This is a genomic window from Streptomyces fuscigenes, from assembly GCF_021556455.1.
Taxonomy (GTDB): domain Bacteria; phylum Actinomycetota; class Actinomycetes; order Streptomycetales; family Streptomycetaceae; genus Streptomyces; species Streptomyces fuscigenes.
Genome location: NZ_JAKGCV010000048.1, coordinates 1 through 21,420, shown reverse-complemented (window position 1 = coordinate 21,420; position 21,420 = coordinate 1). Strand labels below are relative to the sequence as shown.

General features: G+C 73.4%; 22 protein-coding genes. 12 read left to right on the top strand and 10 right to left on the bottom strand.

Annotated elements, in window-relative coordinates:
- Window positions 1–200: 200 nt before the first annotated feature.
- From L1885_RS07645 to L1885_RS07635, 3 genes are all read right to left on the bottom strand, one after another.
- A complete protein-coding gene (locus L1885_RS07645; RefSeq protein ID WP_308117288.1) occupies window positions 201–872 on the bottom strand; it encodes a cytochrome b/b6 domain-containing protein in 672 nt (223 codons plus the stop codon).
- A 100-nt stretch (window positions 873–972) separates the two neighbouring features.
- Window positions 973–1,662, bottom strand: a complete 690-nt coding sequence (locus L1885_RS07640) for a molybdopterin-dependent oxidoreductase (RefSeq protein ID WP_235796234.1) — start codon at window positions 1,660–1,662, stop codon at window positions 973–975.
- A 413-nt stretch (window positions 1,663–2,075) separates the two neighbouring features.
- Window positions 2,076–2,990: an SDR family oxidoreductase gene (locus L1885_RS07635; protein WP_235796232.1), complete on the bottom strand. Its 915-nt coding sequence runs from the start codon at window positions 2,988–2,990 to the stop codon at window positions 2,076–2,078.
- Window positions 2,991–3,104: 114 nt separating this feature from the next.
- Here L1885_RS07635 and L1885_RS07630 point away from each other — a divergent pair, with 114 nt between their 5' ends.
- The gene (locus L1885_RS07630) at window positions 3,105–3,716 is read left to right on the top strand and encodes a TetR family transcriptional regulator (protein ID WP_235796231.1); all 612 of its coding nucleotides are present in this window, start codon (window positions 3,105–3,107) and stop codon (window positions 3,714–3,716) included.
- 283 nt (window positions 3,717–3,999) lie between these two features.
- Here L1885_RS07630 and L1885_RS07625 read toward each other — a convergent pair whose 3' ends face one another.
- Window positions 4,000–4,239 carry a hypothetical protein gene (locus tag L1885_RS07625; protein ID WP_235796230.1) on the bottom strand — a complete coding sequence of 80 codons (240 nt, stop codon included), beginning with the start codon at window positions 4,237–4,239 and terminating at the stop codon, window positions 4,000–4,002.
- A gap of 509 nt (window positions 4,240–4,748) precedes the next feature.
- Here L1885_RS07625 and L1885_RS07620 point away from each other — a divergent pair.
- Together L1885_RS07620 and L1885_RS07615 are read left to right on the top strand one after the other, a co-directional pair.
- A complete protein-coding gene (locus L1885_RS07620; protein WP_235796229.1) occupies window positions 4,749–5,126 on the top strand; it encodes a hypothetical protein in 378 nt (125 codons plus the stop codon).
- Between the two features lie 263 nt (window positions 5,127–5,389).
- Window positions 5,390–5,569, top strand: a complete 180-nt coding sequence (locus tag L1885_RS07615; RefSeq protein ID WP_235796227.1) for a hypothetical protein — start codon at window positions 5,390–5,392, stop codon at window positions 5,567–5,569.
- A 139-nt stretch (window positions 5,570–5,708) separates the two neighbouring features.
- On the opposite strand, the gene L1885_RS07610 is transcribed toward L1885_RS07615, so the two are convergent.
- The gene (locus tag L1885_RS07610; RefSeq protein WP_235796226.1) at window positions 5,709–7,364 is read right to left on the bottom strand and encodes an FAD-binding dehydrogenase; all 1,656 of its coding nucleotides are present in this window, start codon (window positions 7,362–7,364) and stop codon (window positions 5,709–5,711) included.
- Between the two features lie 169 nt (window positions 7,365–7,533).
- Between L1885_RS07610 and L1885_RS07605 the strand changes: the two genes are divergently transcribed.
- The 4 genes from L1885_RS07605 (at window position 7,534) to L1885_RS07590 (ending at window position 10,047) form a co-directional block, all read left to right on the top strand.
- Window positions 7,534–8,115, top strand: coding sequence for an NUDIX domain-containing protein (locus L1885_RS07605; protein WP_235796225.1), 582 nt, complete (start codon window positions 7,534–7,536; stop codon window positions 8,113–8,115).
- A gap of 1 nt (window position 8,116) precedes the next feature.
- Window positions 8,117–8,536 (top strand): YidH family protein, encoded by a 420-nt coding sequence (locus tag L1885_RS07600; RefSeq protein WP_235796233.1) that lies wholly within the window; start codon window positions 8,117–8,119, stop codon window positions 8,534–8,536.
- Between the two features lie 7 nt (window positions 8,537–8,543).
- The gene (locus tag L1885_RS07595; protein WP_235796224.1) at window positions 8,544–8,882 is read left to right on the top strand and encodes a DUF202 domain-containing protein; all 339 of its coding nucleotides are present in this window, start codon (window positions 8,544–8,546) and stop codon (window positions 8,880–8,882) included.
- Window positions 8,883–9,135: 253 nt separating this feature from the next.
- Entirely contained in the window at window positions 9,136–10,047 is a 912-nt protein-coding gene (locus L1885_RS07590) for an MBL fold metallo-hydrolase (protein ID WP_235796223.1), read from the top strand.
- A 111-nt stretch (window positions 10,048–10,158) separates the two neighbouring features.
- Here L1885_RS07590 and L1885_RS07585 read toward each other — a convergent pair whose 3' ends face one another.
- Window positions 10,159–11,466 carry a glucarate dehydratase family protein gene (locus tag L1885_RS07585; RefSeq protein WP_235796222.1) on the bottom strand — a complete coding sequence of 436 codons (1,308 nt, stop codon included), beginning with the start codon at window positions 11,464–11,466 and terminating at the stop codon, window positions 10,159–10,161.
- A gap of 146 nt (window positions 11,467–11,612) precedes the next feature.
- Here L1885_RS07585 and L1885_RS07580 point away from each other — a divergent pair, with 146 nt between their 5' ends.
- Window positions 11,613–12,647: a phosphotransferase family protein gene (locus tag L1885_RS07580; RefSeq protein WP_235796221.1), complete on the top strand. Its 1,035-nt coding sequence runs from the start codon at window positions 11,613–11,615 to the stop codon at window positions 12,645–12,647.
- 8 nt (window positions 12,648–12,655) lie between these two features.
- A complete protein-coding gene (locus L1885_RS07575) occupies window positions 12,656–13,870 on the top strand; it encodes an acyl-CoA dehydrogenase family protein (protein WP_235796220.1) in 1,215 nt (404 codons plus the stop codon).
- Between the two features lie 107 nt (window positions 13,871–13,977).
- Here L1885_RS07575 and L1885_RS07570 read toward each other — a convergent pair whose 3' ends face one another.
- From L1885_RS07570 to L1885_RS07560, 3 genes are read right to left on the bottom strand one after another with little or no spacing between them, the layout of a single operon-like run.
- Window positions 13,978–14,574, bottom strand: coding sequence for a TetR/AcrR family transcriptional regulator (locus L1885_RS07570; protein WP_235796219.1), 597 nt, complete (start codon window positions 14,572–14,574; stop codon window positions 13,978–13,980).
- Window positions 14,575–14,604: 30 nt separating this feature from the next.
- Complete coding sequence (locus L1885_RS07565) at window positions 14,605–16,266, bottom strand: class I adenylate-forming enzyme family protein (protein WP_235796218.1); 1,662 nt, start codon at window positions 16,264–16,266, stop codon at window positions 14,605–14,607.
- Window positions 16,263–17,045 carry an SDR family oxidoreductase gene (locus L1885_RS07560; RefSeq protein ID WP_235796217.1) on the bottom strand — a complete coding sequence of 261 codons (783 nt, stop codon included), beginning with the start codon at window positions 17,043–17,045 and terminating at the stop codon, window positions 16,263–16,265. Before L1885_RS07560 ends, L1885_RS07565 begins: the two co-directional genes overlap by 4 nt.
- A 228-nt stretch (window positions 17,046–17,273) precedes the next feature.
- Between L1885_RS07560 and L1885_RS07555 the strand changes: the two genes are divergently transcribed.
- From L1885_RS07555 to L1885_RS07545, 3 genes are all read left to right on the top strand, one after another.
- Window positions 17,274–18,548, top strand: coding sequence for an exo-beta-N-acetylmuramidase NamZ family protein (locus tag L1885_RS07555; RefSeq protein ID WP_235796216.1), 1,275 nt, complete (start codon window positions 17,274–17,276; stop codon window positions 18,546–18,548).
- Window positions 18,549–18,874: 326 nt separating this feature from the next.
- Window positions 18,875–19,486 carry a hypothetical protein gene (locus L1885_RS07550; protein ID WP_235796215.1) on the top strand — a complete coding sequence of 204 codons (612 nt, stop codon included), beginning with the start codon at window positions 18,875–18,877 and terminating at the stop codon, window positions 19,484–19,486.
- Window positions 19,487–19,808: 322 nt separating this feature from the next.
- A complete protein-coding gene (locus tag L1885_RS07545) occupies window positions 19,809–20,273 on the top strand; it encodes a MaoC family dehydratase (protein ID WP_235796214.1) in 465 nt (154 codons plus the stop codon).
- On the opposite strand, the gene L1885_RS07540 is transcribed toward L1885_RS07545, so the two are convergent.
- Window positions 20,264–21,301, bottom strand: coding sequence for an aldo/keto reductase (locus L1885_RS07540; protein WP_235796213.1), 1,038 nt, complete (start codon window positions 21,299–21,301; stop codon window positions 20,264–20,266). The genes L1885_RS07545 and L1885_RS07540 overlap by 10 nt on opposite strands.
- Window positions 21,302–21,420: the final 119 nt, after the last annotated feature.

Genomic DNA, 21,420 nt, shown 5'->3' with positions numbered 1-21,420 from the left:
CCGCCCCTCCGCCGCGTCCGGCCCCGGGGGCGCCGCGGGCGCGGGTGTCCCGGGCCGGGGGCTACGGGCCGGGGGCTGGGGCTACGGAGCCGGGGGCTACGGACCGAGGGCCACGGGATCGCAGCGCCGGTGCGCGACGGGACGGACCGGCGCGCGGCGCGCAACCGCCACGGCCGCGCGGGGCGCCGCCGGGAAGTACCTCAGTCCCGGCGCCCGGCCGGGTCCGTCGCGGGCACGGGCCGCGGCCCCGGGTCCCCGGCCGGCCGCTCCCGCTCCTCCTCGGCCCGCTCGTCCTCCCACTCCGAGTGCTCGCGGCGGGCCCAGCCCTCGTCGACGTACCCGGTGCGCATGCCCCGCCGGGCGCCCGGGTCCTTGAAGGCCATGCCGATGTGGCCGAAGAGCACGATGCCGATGGCGAGGGCGAGCCAGTCGTGGACGAAGGTGGCGCTCGTGCGGGACACCAGCGGGAACAGCCCGGTGAACCACATCAGCAGGCCCGTGAAGACCATCAGGATCGTGGCGCCGGCGATCCACGGCGCGTAGATCTTCTGCCCCGCGTTGAACTTGCCCGAGGGACGCGCGCCCTCCCAGTGCCAGCGCCGGCGGACCGCGCGCAGCCACTCCCGGTCGTAGGGCCGGAAGCGGTTGATCCGCTCCAGGTCCCGGCGCAGCGCGTGCGAGGCGAGGCCCGCGAGGAACGGCACCGGGATCAGGATCCCCGACCACTCGTGGACCGTGACGACGAGGTAGCGGCGGCCGACGAGTTCCGCGAGCTGCGGGACGTAGAGGAAGGCGGCGGAGCCCACGCACAGCAGCATCAGCCAGCTGGTCGTGCGGTGCACCAGCCGCTCGGCGAGCGAGAAGCGGCGGATCCCGGCGGCCCGCCCGGCGGCCTCGGCGCCGGACGGCCGCGGCGCCGCGGTGCCGGACGTCCGGGGCGTCGCCGGACCTGACCGCCGGGGCGTCGCCGCGTCAGACGGTCGGGGTGTCGTCGCGTCCGTTGGACCGTCCGACCCAGCCGTCGACGTCATAGCCGTACTCCTCCCAGTAACCGGGCTCCACCTGGTCGGTGACCGAGATGCCGGAGAGCCACTTCGCCGACTTGTAGAAATACATCGGTGCCACGTACAGCCTGACGGGCCCGCCGTGGTCCTTGCTGATGGGCTTGTCCTGCATGCGCAGCGCCACCATCACGTCGTCCCTGCGGGCCTGCGAGAGGGTGAGGCTCTCGCTGTACGTCCCGTCGAAGCACGTGAAGCGCAGTGCGCGGCCCTCCGCCCGCACGCCGGCGGCGTCCAGCAGGTCGGAGACCCGCACGCCCTCGAACGGGACCTTCGGCACCCGCCAGCCCGTCACGCACTGGACGTCGAGGTCGGTGCGCGTCTGCGGGAGCGCCTTCAATTCGGCCAGCGTGTAGGTACGCGGGCGCTCGACCAGCCCGTCGATCTTCAGCCGGTAGGTCGCGGCCGTCTTGGTGGGCACGGAGGCGGCCACGTTGTAGAAGCGGAATCCGCCGCCGTTCGGCAGCAGGTTGGCCACGCCGGTCGGGTCGACCTGGGAGGCCGCCCCGAGGAACTTCTCCAGGCCGCCCTGCAGGTACGGCGCCGCCGCGAGGCCGCCGGCGCCGAGCGCCAGCGTCCCGAGGAGCACGCGCCGCCCCACGGCGGGCCCCTTGCCGGGGCGTGCCTCGGCCCCCGGCGTGTCCGGCCCCTCGCGCCCGTCCCCGTCGTGCCCGTTCCCGTTCCCGTGGCACCCGTTCCCGTCGCTGCCGTCCGGGGATTCGCGTTCCGAGACGTCGAGGTCCCCCGCGTCCCGCTCCCGCCCGGACCCGTACCGCGGCCGGCCGGGCCGGCTTCCGCTCTGCTCGCTCACCCTCCCGATTGAACACCCGCGCGCGGGCGCGCAACCCCTCCCGGCGGCGATGTCAGACTTCCGTCACAGATGGACCCGGGGCCCACGCCTCCCCCGTCGCACCGGGCCCACCGGCCGCGGGCCCGGAGCGCGGGCCGCCCTGGCGCCGCGGGGGTGTCGCAAGCGTCCGTGTCGACGGCGGGCGACGGCGCCCGCGGTGGGCCTCAGGCGCCGGTGGCGAAGTAGTGGCCGAGGTCGAGGTCGTCGAGCAGGCCGGGGTGCACCGGCTCCCAGCCGAGCAGCTCCCGGGTGCGGGCGCTGGAGATCGGGTTGTCGCGGCCGACGAGGCGGCCCAGGAAGCCGAAGTGGGCGTCGGCGTCCTCGGGGTCGACGGACCGCGCGGGCAGGCCGAGGTGCCGGCCGATCCGCTCGGCGAACTCCCGGAAGGGGACGCCCTCGTCGGCCACCGCGTGCAGCCGCGAGCCGGCCGGCGCCTGCTCCAGGGCCAGCGCGCACAGCCGTGCCGCGTCCAGCGTGTGCACGGCGGGCCAGCGGTTCGCGCCGTCGCCGACGTAGCCCGCGTAGCCCTTCTCGCGCGCGAGGCCGATCAGGATCGGGGCGAAGCCGTGGTGGTCGAGCGAGCTGTGCACGACCGGAGACAGCCGCACGACGGACGAGCGCACGCCGCGCCCGGCCAGGCCCGCCACCAGGTTCTCCGCGTCGACGCGGGGCCCGGAGACCATCGTGTCCTCCTCCGTGACCGGCCGCTCGGCCCTGCCGTCCGGGGCGAGCATCATCGTCCCGCCCATGGCCACGAGGGCCTTCCCGGTGCCGTCCAGCTCCTCGCCGAACGCCGTCAGGACGCGCAGATCGGATGCGACGGCCCCGGCGAAGTCGCCGCGGGCCATCGCGTCGTGCTTGAAGGCGAAGTGCATGACGCCGTCGGCGGACGCGGCGGCCTTCCGCAGACCGCCGATGTCGTCGAGGTCGCCTCGCACGACCTCGGCCCCGAGCGCGGCGACCGCCGCGGCCGAGGCGTCCGAGCGGGCCAGGCCGGCGACCTCGTGGCCGGCGGCGACGAGCAGGGGAACGACGGCCGAGGCGATGTGCCCCGACGCTCCCGTCACGAAAACACGCATGGGAAACCTCCGAAGGACCGCGCGCCGGCAGGCCGCCGGACCCGGTCGAGTGATGTCACCTGGTGCCATCAAGGTACCACTGACGACACCAGGTGTCATCACTAGACTGGGGCCATGGGTCGATGGGAGCCGAACGCGCGCGGCCGCCTCGCACAGGCGGCCATGGAGCTGTACACGGAGCGGGGTTTCGAGCAGACGACGGTCGCCGAGATCGCCGAACGCGCGGGGCTGACGAAGCGGACGTTCTTCCGCCACTACACCGACAAGCGGGACGTCCTGTTCGCCGGCGCGGCCGCGCTCCAGACGCTCGTCGTGGACTCGGTCGCCGCCGCCCCGCCGGGGCTCGCCCCGATCGCGGCGGTCGCCGAAGGGCTGGGAACCGCGGCGGCCACGACCTTCGCCGACCACGACGGCGTGCCGCGGGCCCGCCAGGCCGTCATCGAGGCGAACCCGGAACTCCAGGAACGGGAGCTGGTGAAGCTGGCGACGCTCGGCGCCGCCGTCACCGAGGCGCTGCGCGGGCGCGGCGTCGACGGCCCCACGGCGCGGCTGGCCGCGGAGGCGGGGATCACCGCGTTCAGGATCGCCTTCGAGCGCTGGATCACCGGCCCCCCGGAGCGCGCGCTGCACGCCGTCCTGCGCGAGACGTTCGACGACCTCAGGGACGTGACGTCACGGGTGGCGGAGGGGCGGGGCGCCTCGCCGGGGGCGCGGGCGGACGCTTAGGCGCGGCCCGCAGCCTCGGCGCCTGCCGGGGTGGCGCCCCTCGGCCCGGTGCGGCGGGGCCGGGGCGCTTAGGTCTGTCCCGGCGATCACGTGGGGAGCCAGACGACGAGGGGTGCCGTGGCGGTCCCGAGACAGACGCTGGTGAAGCCACCCAACGAGCGGCCCGACTCCTCACCCCCGGCTCCGCCACGCCGGCAGCCACCAACTGAGGAACGAGCGAAGGGAAGGGCCCCACCTTGTCGGGTGGGGCCCTTCCCTCTGCCAGCCCTTGCAGCTTGCAGCATCAGATGATGTGCACCCTTTCAAGGTTTCCGTCCTTGTCACGTAGCACGACTTCTTTTCCATCCGCCATCTGTTGCGCAAGGAACGCATAGATCTGCACGGCACGGTTGATGACATCCGTCTTTGAAAGCCCGGTCATCTTCATCAGCATCGTCACCGCTTGAACGGCCGCAACGATCAGCGTCACCGTGAATCGCTCGTTCTCTGTTTGCACAGCATGCAGCCCTGCATTGCGGGACATCGGTACACCTTTCCGTTCTCGCGTGTAGCGCGCCTCCGCGCAACCTCCCTGGAGTCTCGTTGCCGGGTCAACGGCAACCCCATCCGTTGATCTACTGTACCAGATGGCCACTATATAAGCACCACATCAAGGCACAGTGTGCACGAGATAGGTGTGTTTCTGGTGCAGATCACGTGCTGCACAGCGCAAAGGGACAGGTCAGAGCCAATTTTGTGATCAGCCTGTGACCTGTGTACGATGCTGCCTAGCAGGACGGCGGCGAGCAACCGCCTCTCCTGCCACGCCAGAGAAACCCAACGAAGGATCACGAAAGAGGAGAACCAATGACTGACTTCCGCAAGATCCCGACCTTGGAGGGTGCGACCTAGCCACCCCTCAGGTCGGCCCTCATGTCGCATTGGCTCGACGCAGAGACATTCAGCTCTCGAGCGTCCACGCCAATACGGCTCTTGCGGTCAATATTCGGATCCACCCGGGATCCGTTTGACCCACATGACGAAAGGCCGGCCATGTCCGATAACGAATTCTCCGCGGATCCGGACCCTCAGGACGAAGGGAACGAGAACGCGGACCCCAACACGGAACCCAGCGCGGGGCGCGGCGGAGAGGTCGAAGAGATCCCTTCCCTTGCCGCTCACGTCGGGTTCAAGATCGAGAAGATCGGGGGCAACCTCGGCATCACCGTGCCGGGTGAGAACGCGGAGCAACTTCTGGAGGTCACCTCCAAGACCGTTCCGGTTCTCGGCTCCACGCTCGGCCCGATCGGCGTGTTGTGGGTATGCGCAGACATCAAGATGCCTTGGGAGGCCGTCTTCGCCTTGGCCCTCATCGCAGCACTGGCTCCGCTGGTCTTCTACATGGTCACCCACAAGGGCAACGGCCGCTAAGAGCCGCGCGAGTTCAACACCTCGAAGGCCCCACCGCGATCCGGTGGGGCCTTCGTAATGCACGGGAGGCCTCTGTTCCAACCCAGCTTGCAGCCCGGCCCGCTGACCGGCCTCGGCCGCACGTCGCCGTGCATGCGCACTTCGAGTGCCTGCACGCGCGTGATCGCAAGCACGCCCGGCCGGATGTCCCAGCAGTGCGCGGTGCGCAACCAGATCCGTCCGCCCGGGGCCGGGCTGACGGACAGGATCCAGTCGTCCTCCGCGTGGCCCTCGATGCCTTCTCCGGAGCATTGATCGTCGGCCTGCCAGACAACAGCGACCGACTCCAGACGGCGAAGCGCCGCCGCCAAGGCGCCAGGGACAAGTACATGTCCGGCGACGCCCGAGACTCCCTGCCCGACTTCGACGGCGACCGACGTGACCAGCGCGGATACAAGCCCTGACTGTCAACCACGCTCGTCGCATCCCTCGCCGACGCCCGGCGGGGCACCCGTCCCTCGCCGACTGGGCGCAACTGCCTGTCGCCCGCCGTTCGGCCCCGCAGGGGCCTTCAGCAGGCGGGCCGCCCCGGGCGAGGCACCCTCACCCCGTCGCCGCTGCCGCCGCGCGGCCGGCGGCGCGGCCGGAGAAGAGGCAGCCGCCGAGGAACGTGCCCTCCAGTGAGCGGTAGCCGTGCACGCCGCCGCCGCCGAAGCCGGCCGCCTCGCCCGCCGAGTACAGGCCGGGCAGCGGCTCGCCGTCCGCCGTCAGGACGCGGGAGGACAGGTCGGTCTCCAGGCCGCCGAGGGACTTGCGGGTCAGGATGTGCAGGCGCACGGCGACCAGCGGGCCCGCCGCCGGGTCGAGGATGCGGTGCGGGGGCGCGGTGCGCACGAGGCGGTCCCCCCAGAACTTGCGGGCGCCGCGCACCGCCGTGATCTGCAGGTCCTTGGTGTACGGGTTGGCGATCTCGCGGTCGCGGGCGACGATCTGGCGGCGCAGGTCCGCCTCGTCGATCAGCGCTTCCTCCGTCATGCCGTTCATGCCCTTGACGAGGTGGGACAGGTCGCGCGCGACCACGAAGTCGGCGCCCTTGTCCATGAAGGCCCGCACGGGGCCCGGCACGTCGGAGCGGGCCCGGTCCAGGACGCCCCGCACGGACTTGCCGGTCAGGTCGGGGTTCTGCTCGGAGCCCGACAGCGCGAACTCCTTGCCGATGATGCGCCGGTCGAGCACGAACCACGTGTACGCGTACCCGGTGCGCTGGATGTGTTCGAGGGTGCCGAGCGTGTCGAATCCGGGGAACAGCGGGACGGGCAGCCGCCGGCCGCGCGCGTCGAACCAGAGCGAGGACGGTCCTGGCAGGATGCGGATGCCGTGACCGGGCCAGATCGGGTTCCAGTTCTGGATGCCCTCGGTGTAGTGCCACATGCGGTCGCGGTTGATGTGGTGGGCGCCGGCGCGTTCGGCGATGCCCAGCATCAGGCCGTCGACGTGGGCCGGGACGCCGGTGACCATGTGCCGGGGCGGGGTGCCGAGCCGCTTCGGCCACTGGGCGCGCACGAGGTCGTGGTTGCCGCCGATGCCGCCGCTCGTGACGACGACGGCCTGGGCGCGCAGTTCGAACGCCCCGGTGGCGGTGCGGCTGCTGGGCGTGCCGCGCAGGGCCGTGCTCGCTTCGAGCACCTCGCCGGTGACGGTGTCGAGGTGGCCGCCGGTGGACGCGAGGCCGGTGACGCGGTGCCGGAAGCGCAGCGACACGAGGCCCTTCGCGACGCCTTCGCGCACCCGCCGCTCGAACGGCGCGACGACGCCGGGGCCGGTGCCCCAGGTGATGTGGAAGCGCGGCACCGAGTTGCCGTGGCCCGTCGCCTCGTAGCCGCCGCGCTCGGCCCAGCCCACCACCGGGAAGAAGCGGACGCCGCGCCGGTGCAGCCAGGAGCGCTTCTCGCCCGCGGCGAAGTCGACGTACGCCTCGGCCCAGCGGCGCGGCCAGAGGTCCTCGTCCCGGTCGAAGCCGGCCGTGCCGAGCCAGTCCTGGAGGGCGAGGTCCCGGCTGTCCTTGATGCGCATGCGGCGCTGCTCGGCCGAGTCGACGAGGAAGATGCCGCCGAAGGACCAGTGGGCCTGCCCGCCGAGGGACTGCTCGGGCTCCTGGTCCAGGAGGATCACCCGGCGTCCCGCGTCGACGAGTTCGGCCGTCGCCACGAGGCCCGCGAGCCCGGCACCGATCACGATCACATCTGCGTCGTACGCCATGCCCGCCGCTCCCGAGTCCGCCGTGCCTGCCGTCCGATCTTCCGTACGCGCCGGTAACAAGTCAACCGCCGTGACGGTTCGCGCACGGGCGTTTCACGGCCGCCACGGCGCGTTCTGGGCGTATCGGCCCCAACCGCCGCGGGAAGCGGCCGTTTGATTGGATGGGCCCATGGCTCCAGAAGACGAGATCGTGGACGTCGTCGACGAGGACGACCGTGTCATCGGCCGGGCGCCGCGCGGCGAGGTGTACGCGCGCGGGCTGCGCCACCGGACCGCCTTCGTCCTGGCCTCTGACGCGCGCGACCGGCTGTTCGTGCACCGCAGGACGCCGACGAAGCTGATCTTCCCTTCGCTGTACGACCTGTTCGTCGGCGGCGTGCTCGGCCCCGGTGAGAGCTACGACGACGGCGCGCTGCGCGAGGCCGAGGAGGAGCTGGGCGTGTCGGGGCTGCCCCGCCCCACCCCGCTGTTCCGCTTCCTCTACGACGCGCCGGCCGGCCGCGGCTCGTGGTGGGCCGCGGTGTACGAGGTGCGGTGCACGCTCCCGGTCGACCCGCAGGCCGAGGAGGTCGCGTGGCACGCCTTCCTGCCGCGCGAGGAGGTGGCCGCGCGGCTGCGCGGCGAGGTGCCGGAGGGCGGCGCGGGCCCGGCGGAGCCCTGGGAGTTCGTGCCGGACGGGCGTGCCGCGTACGAACGCTACGAGCGCTACCTGCGCGAGGGCCGGTCCGCAGCGGAGGCCGGCCGTGCCTGACCTGCCCGGGGGCCCCGGCGGGGCGGGCGCGGGGCGCCCGGGGCGCGTCCTCGCGCTGTGGTTCGCGCCCGGCCGCATCGGCGAGGAGGGCGACACGCCCGACTACCGCTTCTCGCTCGCCAACGAGCGCACCTTCCTCGCCTGGATCCGCACCGCGCTGGCGCTGGTCGGCGGCGGGTTCGCCGTCGACCAGTTCCTGCCCCACCTCGACGGGCGGGTGCGGGCCGCCCTGGCCGTGGCGCTGCTCGCCGTGGGCGCGCTGGCCTCGCTGCGCGCCGTGAACCACTGGGTGCGCTGCGAGCGCGCCATGCGCCGCGGCGAGGACCTGCCCGGGTCGCGGTTCCCCGCCGCGCTGAGCCTCGTCGTCGGGCTGCTGGCGCTGTGCATGCTCGTCGTGGTGTTGCTCGGCCGGGGCGGCTGAGCCGGGGATGACGACCTCCTCGCCCGGGGACCCGCCCGCCGACGAGCGCAGGGACCCCGGGCTCCAGCCCGAGCGCACCCGGCTCGCGTGGCGACGCACGACCCTGGCCTGCACGGTCGCCGCGATCCTCGCGGTGCGCCAGGCGGTCCACGACGGCGCCGCCCCGGGGGGCCTGGCCGCGGTGGCGCTCGGGGCGCTGGTCTGGCTGGCGTTCCTCGCGGTCGCCCACCGCAGGACGACGCAGCTGGCCGCCGCGCGGCCGCCGCGGATGTCCGAGGGGGCGGCGCGGACCGCGGCGGTGTGCGCGGTGTGCCTCGCCGCCCTGGGGGCCGCGCTGCTCCTGTGACCGCTCCCCCGGCACCCGCACCACTGACCCCTCCTCGGCACCCGCACGACGGTCCGCGCGCCCGTCGGGCCGATCCGCCGCCCGGGCGCGGCCGCCCTCCGGCGGCCCTGGCGACCGCGGGGCTCACCTGGCAAGCTGCGGGCGGGAGCACCCTCCCGCGGATCCGCGCCGACCCACCACGGGGCGCGCCCCCGGCAACGAGGCCGGGCCGGACCGCGACCTTCCCGACAGCGCCGTACCGTAAGGACATCCGATGCCCGCAATGGACCCGTACCTCGTCCGCGTCGCGCCGCAGGCGCACGCCTACGTCCAGCCGGACGGCGGCTGGTGCCTGAACAACGCCGGAGTGGTGAGCGACGGGGCGACGACGCTCCTCGTCGACACCGCGGCGACGGAGCGGCGCGCCAGGCTGCTGCGCGAGGCGGTCGTGGGGCAGGGGCTGCCGCTCCCCCGCACGCTGGTCAACACCCATCACCACGGCGACCACACCTACGGCAACGGCGTGTTCGCGCCGGAGGCCACCGTCGTCGCGCACGAGACGTGCCGCAGCGAGCAGCTCGCCGCGGGGCACCAGCTCCACCTGGTGTGGCCCGACACCGAGTACGGCGAGGTGCCGGTCGTCGCGCCGTCGGTGACGTACAGCGAGCGCATGACGGTGCACGTGGGCGACGTCGAGGTCCGCGTCGTGCATCCGGGACCCGCGCACACCACCGGCGACTCGATCGTCCATCTGCCGGGGCAGGGCGTGGTGTTCACCGGGGACCTGGTGTTCCAGGGCGGCACACCGTTCATATTCAACGGCTCCCTCGCCGGCTCCCTGCGCGCGCTCGCGGTGCTGCGGTCGCTGGACGCCGAGGTGGTCGTGCCGGGCCACGGCCCGGTCACCGACCCGTCGGCGTTCGACGCCACCGAGCGCTACCTGCGCTTCGTCGACGACGTGGCGCGCGAAGGGCACGCGAAGGGGCTCGGCCCGCTGGAGGCCGCGCGCGGCGCGGATCTCGGCGCCTTCGCCGGACTCCAGGAGAGCGAGCGGCTCGTGGCGAACCTGCACCGGGCGTACGCGGAGTTGGACGGCCGCCCCGAGGGGGCGGAGCTGGACCCGCTGCTGGTCTTCGGCGACATGATGGCGTTCAACGGCGGCCGGCCGGTGGCCTGCCACGCCTGACCGGGTCATGTGCCCGCCGGGGGTGGACGGGTCCGCTCGGGCGCTCGCCCCGCCCCTTCCCGCCGCCGCGGGCGCGGTCCCGGTACGGGGTCCTCGCGCCCGCGGCGCGCGTCACCAGCGGGGCAGGGCGGGCCGCACCCACTCCGGGTGCGCCTTGCGCATCGCCGCCGCGTCGTCGCGCTCGCGCATCGTGCCGTCGTCCTCGGCCCAGCGGCGGTGCAGCGCCGCCAGCGCGTCGCGGTCGAGCTCCACGCCGAGGCCCGGCGCGTCGGACACGGCGAGGCGCCCGTCCTCGAAGGTGTGCCGGACGGTGATCACGTCCTCGGTCTGCCACGGGTAGTGGCTGTCGCACGCGTAGTCCAGGTTGGGCACGGTGGCCGCGACGTGGGTCATGGCGGCGAGGCTGATGCCGAGGTGGGTGTTGGAGTGCATGGACAGGCCGACGCCGAACGCGCGGCAGATCGCCGCGAGTTCCTGGGTCCTGCGCAGCCCGCCCCAGTAGTGGTGGTCGGAGAGCACGACCTGCACGGCGTCGCGGGCGAACGCCTCGGCGATCTCCGGCACGGCCGTGACGCACATGTTGGTCGCCAGGGGCACGGAGGTGCCCGCGGAGACCTGTGCCATCAGGTCCGTGCCGGTCGCCGGGTCCTCCAGGTACTCCAGCACCCCGGCGAGCTGCTCGGCCACGTACAGGGAGGTCGGCACGGACCAGGCGCCGTTGGGGTCGAGGCGCAGCGGCTGTCCGGGGAACTCCTCGGCGAGGGCGCGGATCGCCGCGATCTCCTCGTCCGGCGCGAAGACGCCGCCCTTGAGCTTGAAGGAGCGGAAGCCGTAGGTGTCGGCGAAGCGGCGGGCCTGCGCGACGACGCCCGCGGGGTCGAGGGCGGCACCCCACTCGTCCTCGACGCCGAGCCCGGCGGGGTGCGCGCCGGCGGGGTGCTGCGCCCAGCGGTAGAAGAGGTACGCGCTGTAGTCCACGGCGTCCCTGACCTTGCCGCCCAGGAGCGAGTGGACCGGTTCGCCGCGGTGCTTGCCGAGCGCGTCGAGGAACGCGACCTCGAAGGCGGAGACGACGGAAAGCCGGAGCTTGTCGAGGGTCTGCGCACCGCGCAGCCCGCCCGCGTCGACATTGGACTCCGTGCGGTGTGACTCGCCGCACACCTCGTCGGCCAGCGCGAAGAGCCCGTTCACGTCCGTGATCCGGTGGCCGGGCAGCGCCTCGGCCAGCGGGCGGGCCAGCTCCAGGTACTTGCCGTCGCCGTACGTCTCACCGAGGCCGACGACGCCTCCCTGCGTGATCACCTCGACGATCAGGCGCGGGGTGAAGGGCTGATGCACGCCCTGGGTGTTGAGCAGGGGAGGATCGGCGATGAGTATCGGGGTGAGCCGGACCTGGTCGACCGTGAGCGATGAATCCATACGTGAACCATATTCATATGGACGACCCGCCCGCCAGGGCACCCGGGACTGGACGACATACCGACCGGTCGGCATCATGAGAGGCGCCGCAGAACGCGACCGCGGCACCGCGCCCGACCGGCACGTGACCACCAAAGGAGCGGACGATGAGCCAAGTCCCCCCGCCCGGACTCGATCTCGACCGGCTGCGCGCCCACCTGGACCGCGAACTGCCGGGCCTGGTGCGGGGCCCGCTGGAGGCCCGGATGTGCGAGGGGGGCCGCTCGAACCTGACGTACGTGGTGCACGACACGGCCGCGCCCGACGGTGCCCGCTGGGTCGTCCGCAGGCCGCCGCTCGGCCACGTCCTCGCCACCGCCCACGACATGCGGCGCGAGCACCGCGTCATCAGCGCGCTGCACGACACGCCGGTGCCCGTCCCCGGGACGCTGCTGCTGTGCGAGGACGAGTCCGTGACGGGCGCCCCCTTCTACGTCATGGAGTACGTGGAGGGCACCCCGTACCGCACGGCCGAGCAGCTGGCGCCCCTCGGGCCGGAGCGCACCAGGGCCGCGGTGCTGGGCCTGGTGGACACGCTGGTCGACCTGCACGCCGTGGACCCCGCTTCGGTGGGGCTTGACGACTTCGGCCGCCCCGAGGGCTTCCTCGACCGGCAGCTGCGGCGCTTCGGCAAGCAGCTCGACGCGTCCCGCAGCCGCGACCTGCCCGGCATCGACGAATTGCACGGCGCGCTCGGCGGCGCGCTGCCCGCCTCGCCCGCGCCCGCGGTGGTGCACGGCGACTACCGGCTCGACAACGTCCTGCTCGACGGCGACGACCGCATCAGGGCCGTGCTGGACTGGGAGATGTCAACGCTCGGCGACCCGCTGACGGACCTGGGCCTGCTCGTCATGTACAGCGTCCGCCTGGACCTGCCGGACTCCCCCGTCAGCACGGCGGCCGGCGCGCCGGGCCACCCCGAACCGGCCGAGCTGATCGAGCGCTACGCGCGCCGCTCCGGCCGGGACACCTCGGCGATCTCCTGGTACACGGCCTTCGCGTGGTTCAAGCTCGCCGTGATCCTGGAGGGCATCCACTACCGCTACACCCTGGGCCGCACCGTCGGCGGCGGCTTCGACCGCATCGGCGACCTGGTGCCCCTGTTCATCCGGCACGGCCTCACCACCCTCCAGGAAGGCTGAATCACCCCATGGACTTCGGATTCGACGCGCGCACGCGGGAGTTGCGGGATCGGCTGCTCGCCTTCATGGACGAGTACGTGTACCCGGCCGAGCCGGTCCTGCGCGAGCAGACCGAGGCGGCGGCCGATCCCTGGCGGATCCCGCCGGTCGTCGAGGACCTCAAGGCGGCGGCGCGCGCCCAGGGCCTGTGGAACCTGTTCCTGCCGGACGAGGAGTACGGCGCGGGGCTGACGAACCTCCAGTACGCGCCGCTGGCCGAGATCACCGGCCGCTCGCCTCAGCTGGCGCCCGCCGCGCTGAACTGCGCGGCCCCGGACACCGGCAACATGGAGCTGCTGGCGCAGTTCGCGGACGACGCCCAGCGCAAGCAGTGGCTGGAGCCGCTGCTCGCGGGCGAGATCCGCTCCGCGTTCGCGATGACGGAGCCCGACGTGGCGTCCTCGGACGCGACGAACATCGAGACCCGCATCGTCCGCGACGGCGACGGCTACGTCATCAACGGCCGCAAGTGGTACATCTCCGGCGCGATGAACCCGGAGTGCCGGATCTTCATCGTGATGGGCAAGACCGACCCGGGCGGCGCGGACGTGCGGCGCCAGCAGTCGATGGTGCTGGTGCCGCGGGACACCCCGGGCCTGCGGGTGCGCCGGGGCATGCGCGTGTTCGGCTACGACGACGGGCACCACGGCGGCCACGCCGAGGTCGTCTTCGAGGACGTGCGCGTCCCGGTCGCGAACCTCGTGGGCGAGGAGGGCGGCGGCTTCGCCATCGCCCAGGCGCGGCTCGGGCCGGGCCGCATCCACCACTGCATGCGGCTGATCGGCATGGCGGAGCGCGCCATCGAGCTGATGTGCCGGCGCGCGGCAGCGCGCACGGCGTTCGGCAAGCCGCTGGCGGCGCAGGGCGTCGTGCAGAACTGGATCGCCGACGCGCGCGTGTCCGTGGAGCAGCTGCGGCTGCTGGTGCTGAAGACGGCCTGGCTGATGGACACCGTCGGCAACCGGGGCGCGCACACCGAGATCCAGGCCATCAAGATCGCGACGCCCCGCGCGGTGCTCGACATCCTCGACAAGGCGATCCAGCTGCACGGCGCGGGCGGTGTGAGCCAGGACCACCCGCTGGCCGAGCTGTGGGCGCACGCCCGCACGCTGCGCCTCGCGGACGGCCCGGACGAGGTGCACCAGCGCTCGCTGGCCCGGCGCGAGCTGAAGAAGCACGCCTAGTACGCGCCCGGCCGCGCACCGCGCGACGCACGGTTCCGCCCCCGCCGGATCGCTTTGGCGGGGGCGGGGCGGTGTGCGGGGCGCGGGCGCCGCGAGGGGGCGGCTCGTCAGGGACGCAGCGCGCGCAGCAGCAGGTCGGCGAGGTGGTCGGCCACCTCGCGCGGGGTGAGCGGCCCCTCCGGGCGGTACCACGTGGACAGGTGGTGCACCGAGCCGAAGTGGTAGTCCACCACCAGGTCCGGCGGCGTCGCGGTGGAGAAGACGCCGGTGCGCTGCCCCTCCTCGACCAGGTCGCGGAAGCGCTCGTGGTAGCGGCGGCGCTCCACGCGCACCTGCTTGTTCTTCTCCGGGCTCAGGTGGTGCATGGAGCGGAAGAAGATCGACGCGTCGTCGAGGTTCTCGATGGTCGTCACGACGACGTCCGCCGCGGCGTCGCGCAGCCGCTTCTCGACCGGCTCGTCGGCGTCCGCGTACGCGTCGAGGCGCTCCTGCTGGAGCCGCAGCACGCGGGCGTAGACCTCCTGGAGGAGGTCCTCCTTCGAGCCGAAGTAGTGGTAGAGGGCGCCCTTGGTGACGCCCGCCGCCTCGACGATCTCCTGCACCGAGGTGCGGTCGTAGCCCTGCTCCGCGAAGAGCCGGGTGGCGGCGGCCAGCAGCCGCTGGGGCACGGGCGTGGCGCCCTCGCCCCCCGTCGCCTTGGCCATGATCCGCCACCACCCTTTCCGTTCGTGTCGCTACGCGTCCCTACGTGAACGCAACTCCCGCCTGAGGATCTTCCCACTGGTGGTTTTCGGCAGCTCCGGCAGGATCTCGACGGCCCTCGGGTACTTGTACGCGGCGAGCCGCTCCTTGCAGTACGTGGCGAGCCCGTCACCGTCCACCGCCGCGCCGGGCCGCAGGCTCACGTACGCCTTGACGCTCTCGCCCCGGTAGGAGTCGGGGATGCCGACGACGGCGGCCTCGCGGACCTCGGGGTGCGTGTACAGGACGTCCTCGACCTCCCGGGGCCACACCTTGAAGCCGGACGCGTTGATCATGTCCTTCTTGCGGTCGACCACGTACAGCCAGCCCGCCTCGTCCATGAAGCCGATGTCGCCGGTGCGCAGCTCGCCGCCGGGGAAGGCCTCCGCGGTGGCGTCCGGCATGTTCCAGTAGCCGGGGACGACCTGCGGGCCGCGCACGGCGATCTCGCCCTGTTCCCCGAAGGGCACCTCGGCGCCGGTGTCGTCCAGGATCCGCACCACGGTGTCGGGGCCCGGCACGCCGACGGCGAGCGTCCCGGACGCCGGGTCGACGGGCGCCTCGACCCCGGGCGGGACGGACGCGCAGGGCGCCGTGCACTCGGTGAGCCCGTAGCCGTTGTGGACGTACGGGCCGAACGCCGCCCGGAACTTCTCCACGAGCGCGGGCGGCAGCGGCGCGCCGCCCGAGCTGATCTGCTCGAAGGACGCGAAGTGGCCCGGTGTGACGTCGGGGTGCGCCGCGAGCGCCATGAACGCCGTGGAGGGGCCCACCGTGTAGGCGGGCCGGTGCTCGGCGAACGCGTCGAGGACGACGCCCGCCTCGAAGCGGTAGGCCAGCGCCAGTGTGCCGGCGTTGGCGAAGCAGGCGGCGAGCTGGCACACCATGCCGGTGATGTGGAACAGCGGGGCGAGCGCGAAGTAGCAGGATCCCCTGGCGAGGCCCTGCCCGGTGGCCTGGCGCTCCGCGTTGAACATGATGTTGCCGTGGGAGTTCATGGCGCCCTTGGGCCGGCCGCTGGTGCCCGAGGTGTAGCTGATCAGGGCGGTGTCGGCGGGGGCCGGTCCCGGCCCGGCCGGCGCGGGCAGCCCGGCGCGGGCGGCGCTCAGCAGGTCCTCGGCGTCCGCGGCCTGCGGCAGCCGCTCGAAGCCGAGGACCCGGGCGTCGTCCCGTGTCTGCAGGTCGCGCTCGCAGGCGGTCAGCGCGATCCGCACGGACGTCCCGGCGGCCGCGTCGCGCAGGTACGCGTCCCACGCGCGGTCCGAGCAGATCAGCGCGGAGACCCCCGCGTCGGCGAGGACGTGCCCGACCTCGGCGGACTTGTACATGGGGTTGAGGGGGACGACGATCGCGCCCGCCTTCCACGCGCCGAGCAGGGCGAGGACGAAGTGGGGGCTGTTCTGGAGCATGATCGCGACGCGGTCGCCGCGGGCCAGGCCGCGTGCGGCGAGGTGGCCCGCCACGGAGTCGCTCAGCTCGTCGGTCTCGCGGTAGCCGAGCCGGCCGTCGAAGTAGACGACGGCAGCCCGGTCCGGGGCCTCGGCCGCCGCCGCGCGGAAGGCGTCGACCACCGAGTCGGCGGGCGTTATGCGGGCGCGCTGGTCCTCGTTGAGGAGGGCGAGCCAGGGCTTGGCGGCATAGATCGACGCGGTCACTCGGCGACCCCTTCCGGTGCCTTCAGCGAATCCAGCTTCTGCTGGTAGTGGTTCATGGTCTCCAACCAGCGGTCGGGGTCCGCGGCCCGGGCCTGCGCGAAGCGGCCGACCTGCGGGTGCGGCAGCACGAGGAAGCGGTCCTCGGCCATCGCCTCGAACAGCGCGTCGGCGACCTCGGACGGCTCGATGGCGTCCGGCGCGAGCATGAGCCGGCCGGCCTCGCCGGACGCGGCCAGCATGTCGGTGCGCACACCCTGCGGGCAGACGGCGTGGACGCGCAGTCCCCGGTGCCGGTAGGTCAGGGAGAGCCATTCGGCGAAGGCGAGCGCGCCGTGCTTGGTGACGCTGTAGGGCGCGGCGCCCAGCATGGTGAGCAGGCCCGCGGCCGACACGGTCGCGACGAACCGGCCCTCGCCGCGCTCCAGCCAGTCGGGCAGCAGGGCGCGGCAGGCCTTCACGTGCGCCATCACGTTGACGTCCCAGGCGCGCTGCCACACGTCGTCGTCGCTCATGGGGTCGCCGCCGGTGCCGACGCCCGCGTTGGCGCAGTACACGTCGACCCGGCCTCCGAGGGCCTCGCGGGCCGCGCCGACCGTCTCCGCCGCGTCCCCGGGGACCGCGATGCCGCCGATCTCGGCCGCGACGGCCTCGGCCCTGGCGGCGTCGAGGTCGTTGACGGCCACCTGGGCTCCCCCGGCGGCGAATCTCCGGGCGAGTGCGGCCCCGATGCCGCCCCCGGCCCCGCTCACCACGACCTTCGCGCCCTCGACGCTGTCCATCGGCACCTGCCCTTCGGCTGCTCGTCGGCTGCGCTGCCGACACGGCTGACAGGCAGACTAACCAGTCGGTATGTCATCACGGAAGGGCCTCCGCCCGATCAGCCGAGGCCGCCTCGTTCCCTCCGGGAACCGGCGGGAGCTAGCGTGCGTGGGCATGACAGCAGTGATCGTTGCGCGCGGTACGGAGCGGACGTCGATGAGCGGTGCACGCGGTACGGAGGTGGCGGCATGAACCTGTCCCGACGAGGTCTGCTAGCGGCGGGCACGGCCCTCGGCGCCGCAGGGGCGGTGGGGGCGGCCGCGCCCGCGGTCGCCGGGACGACGGCCCGCGGCGGCGGGAGGGGCCGCGGCGGCACCGGCGTCCGCACCGGGTTCGACCGGCTGAGCGCGGACGGCTACCGCCTCCTGGCCGGCCAGAAGGTGGGTGTCGTCACCAACCCCACCGGCATCACCGCCGACGTGCGCCACATCGTGGACGTGATGCACGCGGACCACCGGGTGGACCTCGTCGCGGTCTTCGGCCCCGAGCACGGCTTCCGCGGCACCGCGCAGGCGGGCGGCGGCGAGGGCACCTCCACCGACCCGGCGACCGGGCTGCCCGTCTACGACACCTACCAGGTCAGCGGAAAGCCCCTGGCGGACGTCTTCACCAAGTCGGGCGTCGACACGGTCGTCTTCGACATCCAGGACGCGGGCGCGCGCTTCTACACGTACATCTGGACGCTCTACGACTGCATGGAGGCCGCGGCCCTCGCGGGCAAGCGGTTCGTGGTGCTGGACCGGCCCAACCCGATCGGCGGACGGGAGGCGACGGGCCCCGTGCTGCACGAGGAGTTCGCGTCGTTCGTGGGCCGCAAACCGATCTCCCAGCAGCACGGCATGACGGTCGCGGAGCTCGCCTCCTTGTACAACGGCGAGTTCCTGGCGAAGAAGGCCGAGCTGACGACGGTCACGATGACGGGCTGGGACCGCTCGATGTACTTCGGCGACACCGGCCTGCCGTGGGTGCTGCCGAGCCCCAACATGCCCACGCCCGACACGGCGCTCGTCTACCCGGGCACCTGCATGTTCGAGGCGACGAACCTCTCCGAGGGGCGCGGCACCACCCGCCCCTTCGAGCTGCTGGGCGCCGAGGGCCTGGACGCCGCCTGGGCGGCGGCCGCGAACGCGCAGAAGCTGCCGGGCGCGCACTTCCGCGAGGCGTACTTCGCGCCGACGTTCTCCAAGTTCTCCGGCAAGACCGTGGGCGGCCTGCAACTGCACGTCCACGACCGGGACGCCTTCGACGCCGTCCGCACCGGCATCGCCCTGCTGATCACCGCGAAGCGCCTCTACAAGGACTTCGCCTGGCGCGCGGACAACGACATCGCGACGCTGACCGGTTCCGACCTGGTCGGCACGATGATCGACGCGGGCGCGAGCACGGACGAGGTCGTCGCCGCGTGGCAGAAGGAGCTGGCCGCCTTCCGCGCGGTGCGCCGCCACTACCTCGTCTACCGCTGAGCCCTCCGCCCGCGCCGCCCGGCGGCGGCGCGGGCCTTCGGCCGCACGCGCCGCGCACCGGATCGCACTCCCCTTCGCACGGCGCGTGCGCGCGCGGGCCCCCGCTCCCGGGAGCATGGGTCACCGTGAAAAAAGGGAGGAGTTTTCGCACGCCAGTCGTCATACGGTTGTAAAGGCCCAGCTCACGCGGGTCATCGTCGGGTAAAAAGGTCGGGCCTCACGTATCCGTCGCGCCAATCCTCTTTTTGATGGAGCCGAATGGGGCAGGCGTACGTCCATTCCACAACGCCGGAGTTCCGGAGATCCACTGACGGAGGTGGCATGTGATGGCCGGATTCAGAAGTCTCGCGAGACAAGTCCGCGACCCGCGCTGCGATCTGGCCTTGCGGCGGTATTCACTGCGCAAGTGCCTGGAGCGGTTCGCCCCCTACGGGCACCGGGCGACCTGGGACCACCTGTGCGCGCGGCACGGAATAGGGCCCGAGGACAGGTCCCCGGAGCCGGCCCGCCTGGTGCGGGCCCTGGAAGAACTCGAAGAGGCGCGGGCGGTCTGGCTCCAGTACGAGGTGGACTTCGCCGAGCGCCGCAAGCGCGAGAAGCACGACGGGCTCCGCCAGCCCGGGAGCTTCGACGACTGGCACCGGCTCACCTGGGGCGGCAACGGCGTCGCCCGTTGCGACAACCCCCGCGTCCACCCTCATGACTCCCTCGCCGAGGTGCTGCGCCGGCTGATCGCGGGCCTGGAGTCCGGCCCCGGCGAGACGTGCCCCGTCTGCGGCGCCGCCCGGGAGATCGTCTGGCGCCCCGACCTCACCCACGAACCCTGGTCCGGCCCGGTGTGCACCGGGTGCGGCATCGTCGTCCCGCAGCCGGTCCTCACCTCCGCCGCCCTGGCCCACGCCAAGCACGGCCGCGGCAAGGCGCTGACGGCGGCCTGACGCACCCCTCACGCAACCGGCGGCCGGCCGTGACGGCCGGTGGCCGGCCCCCCTCGGCCGTACCGGGCTGCGGTCGCCTCGTCCGACGCCGCGGTACGACGCGCCCGGTCCGGGTGCCCGGCGGACGTCGGCGCGACGCCGGCCGCGGAGGCCGGGCCGCGCGTGCCCGCGAGAGCACGGACGGGGACGCGCGGGCCCGTTCGCGCCGGCTCGTTGACAGCGCGGCACGGTCCCGACCATCCTGAGCAAGCGCTTGGACAGCGCGGGGGGCGTCTGCGCGTCCCGTACATACCGTTCGGTACGACGACAGGGAGCCGGGGACATGACCGAGCCGAGGACCTTCTCCTCCGCCGCGGAACTGCACGCCGCGATCGGCGAGCAGCTCGGGTACAGCGAGTGGGTGGAGATCGACCAGAAGCGCATCGACCTGTTCGCCGACGCCACGGGCGACCACCAGTGGATCCACGTCGACCCGGAGAAGGCCGCCGCCGGGCCGTTCGGCACGACGATCGCGCACGGCTACCTGACGCTGTCGCTGCTGCCGATGCTGCTGCCGCAGGTGCTGAGCGTGCGGAACGTGAAGATGGGCATCAACTACGGCACCGAGAAGGTGCGCTTCCCCTCGCCGGTGCCGGTGGGCTCCCGGCTGCGGGCCACCGGCGCGCTGACGGACGTCAAGGAGGTCGGCGACGGCGCCGTGCAGGTGACCGCGCGCGTCTCGGTCGAGCGCGAGGGCGGCCAGAAGCCGGTGTGCGTCGCGGAGTCGGTCTCCCGCTACTACTTCTGACCGCGGCCGGCGGCGGCGCGCCCGGCGAGGGGCCGGCGCCGCAGCCCGGGCTGCCGGAGGGCCGGCTCGACGTACGCCTGGTCGAGCGTGCCGACGTCGCTGCCCGGCGGGACGATCTCGTCGATCCGGTCGAGGACGTCGTCGCCGAGCGCCACGTCCGCGCCGGCGAGGAGGTCGTCGAGGTGCGCCATGGTGCGCGGCCCGACGATCGCGCTGGTCACGCCGGGGTGCGTGAGCGTGAAGGCCACCGCGAGGTGTGTCAGGGGCAGGCCCGCCTCCTCGGCGAGCGGGAGGAGCCGTTCGACGGCGTCGAGGCGGCGCTCGTCGCGCAGGTGCCGGAAGAGGTCGGCGCGGCGCAGCGCGTTCGGCCCGCCCCTGCGCACCCGCCCGGTGAGCAGGCCCTGCCCGAGCGGTCCCCACACCAGCGTGCCGAGACCGCTGCGCTGTGCGGCGGGCAGGACGTCCCGCTCGGCGCCGCGGCTGAGCAGCGAGTACGGCAGCTGTTCGGTGTGGACCGGCTCCAGGCCGCGCCGCCGCGCGGCCCACTGCGCCTCGACGATGCCGAAGGCCGGCGTGTTGCACAGGCCCGCCGCCCGGACCTTGCCGGCGCGGACCAGGTCGGAGAGCACGGACAGCGTCTCCTCTATGTCCGTGTCCGGGTCCGGCCGGTGGAGCTGGTAGAGGTCGACGTGGTCGGTCCCCAGGCGGCGCAGCGAGTTCTCCAGCGCGGTCACGATCCAGCGGCGCGAGGCGCCCTGCGCGTTGGGGTCGTCGCCCGTGGGGCGGCCCACCTTGGTCGCGAGGACGACGCGCTCCCGCCGCCCCCGCAGCGCCCTGCCGACGACCTCCTCGGAGTCGCCGTAGGCGTCGGCGGTGTCGATCAGGTTGATGCCCGCGTCGAGCGCCCTGTGGATGATGCGGGCGGAGTCGTCCGGGTCGGGGTTGCCGACCGACGTGGCGAACATGAGCGCGCCGAGGGCGACGGGGCTGACCTTGATGCCTGTCCTGCCGAGCGTGCGGTACCGCATGGGAAGCTCCCTCTCGCCGTGCAGCCGTCGATGCTGCCGTGTGTGCCGTCCGGGCCGGACCTGCTCGCGCCGCCGCGCCGGCGTGCGAGCCGCCCGCGCCGCGGCGCCGCCGCCGTCCG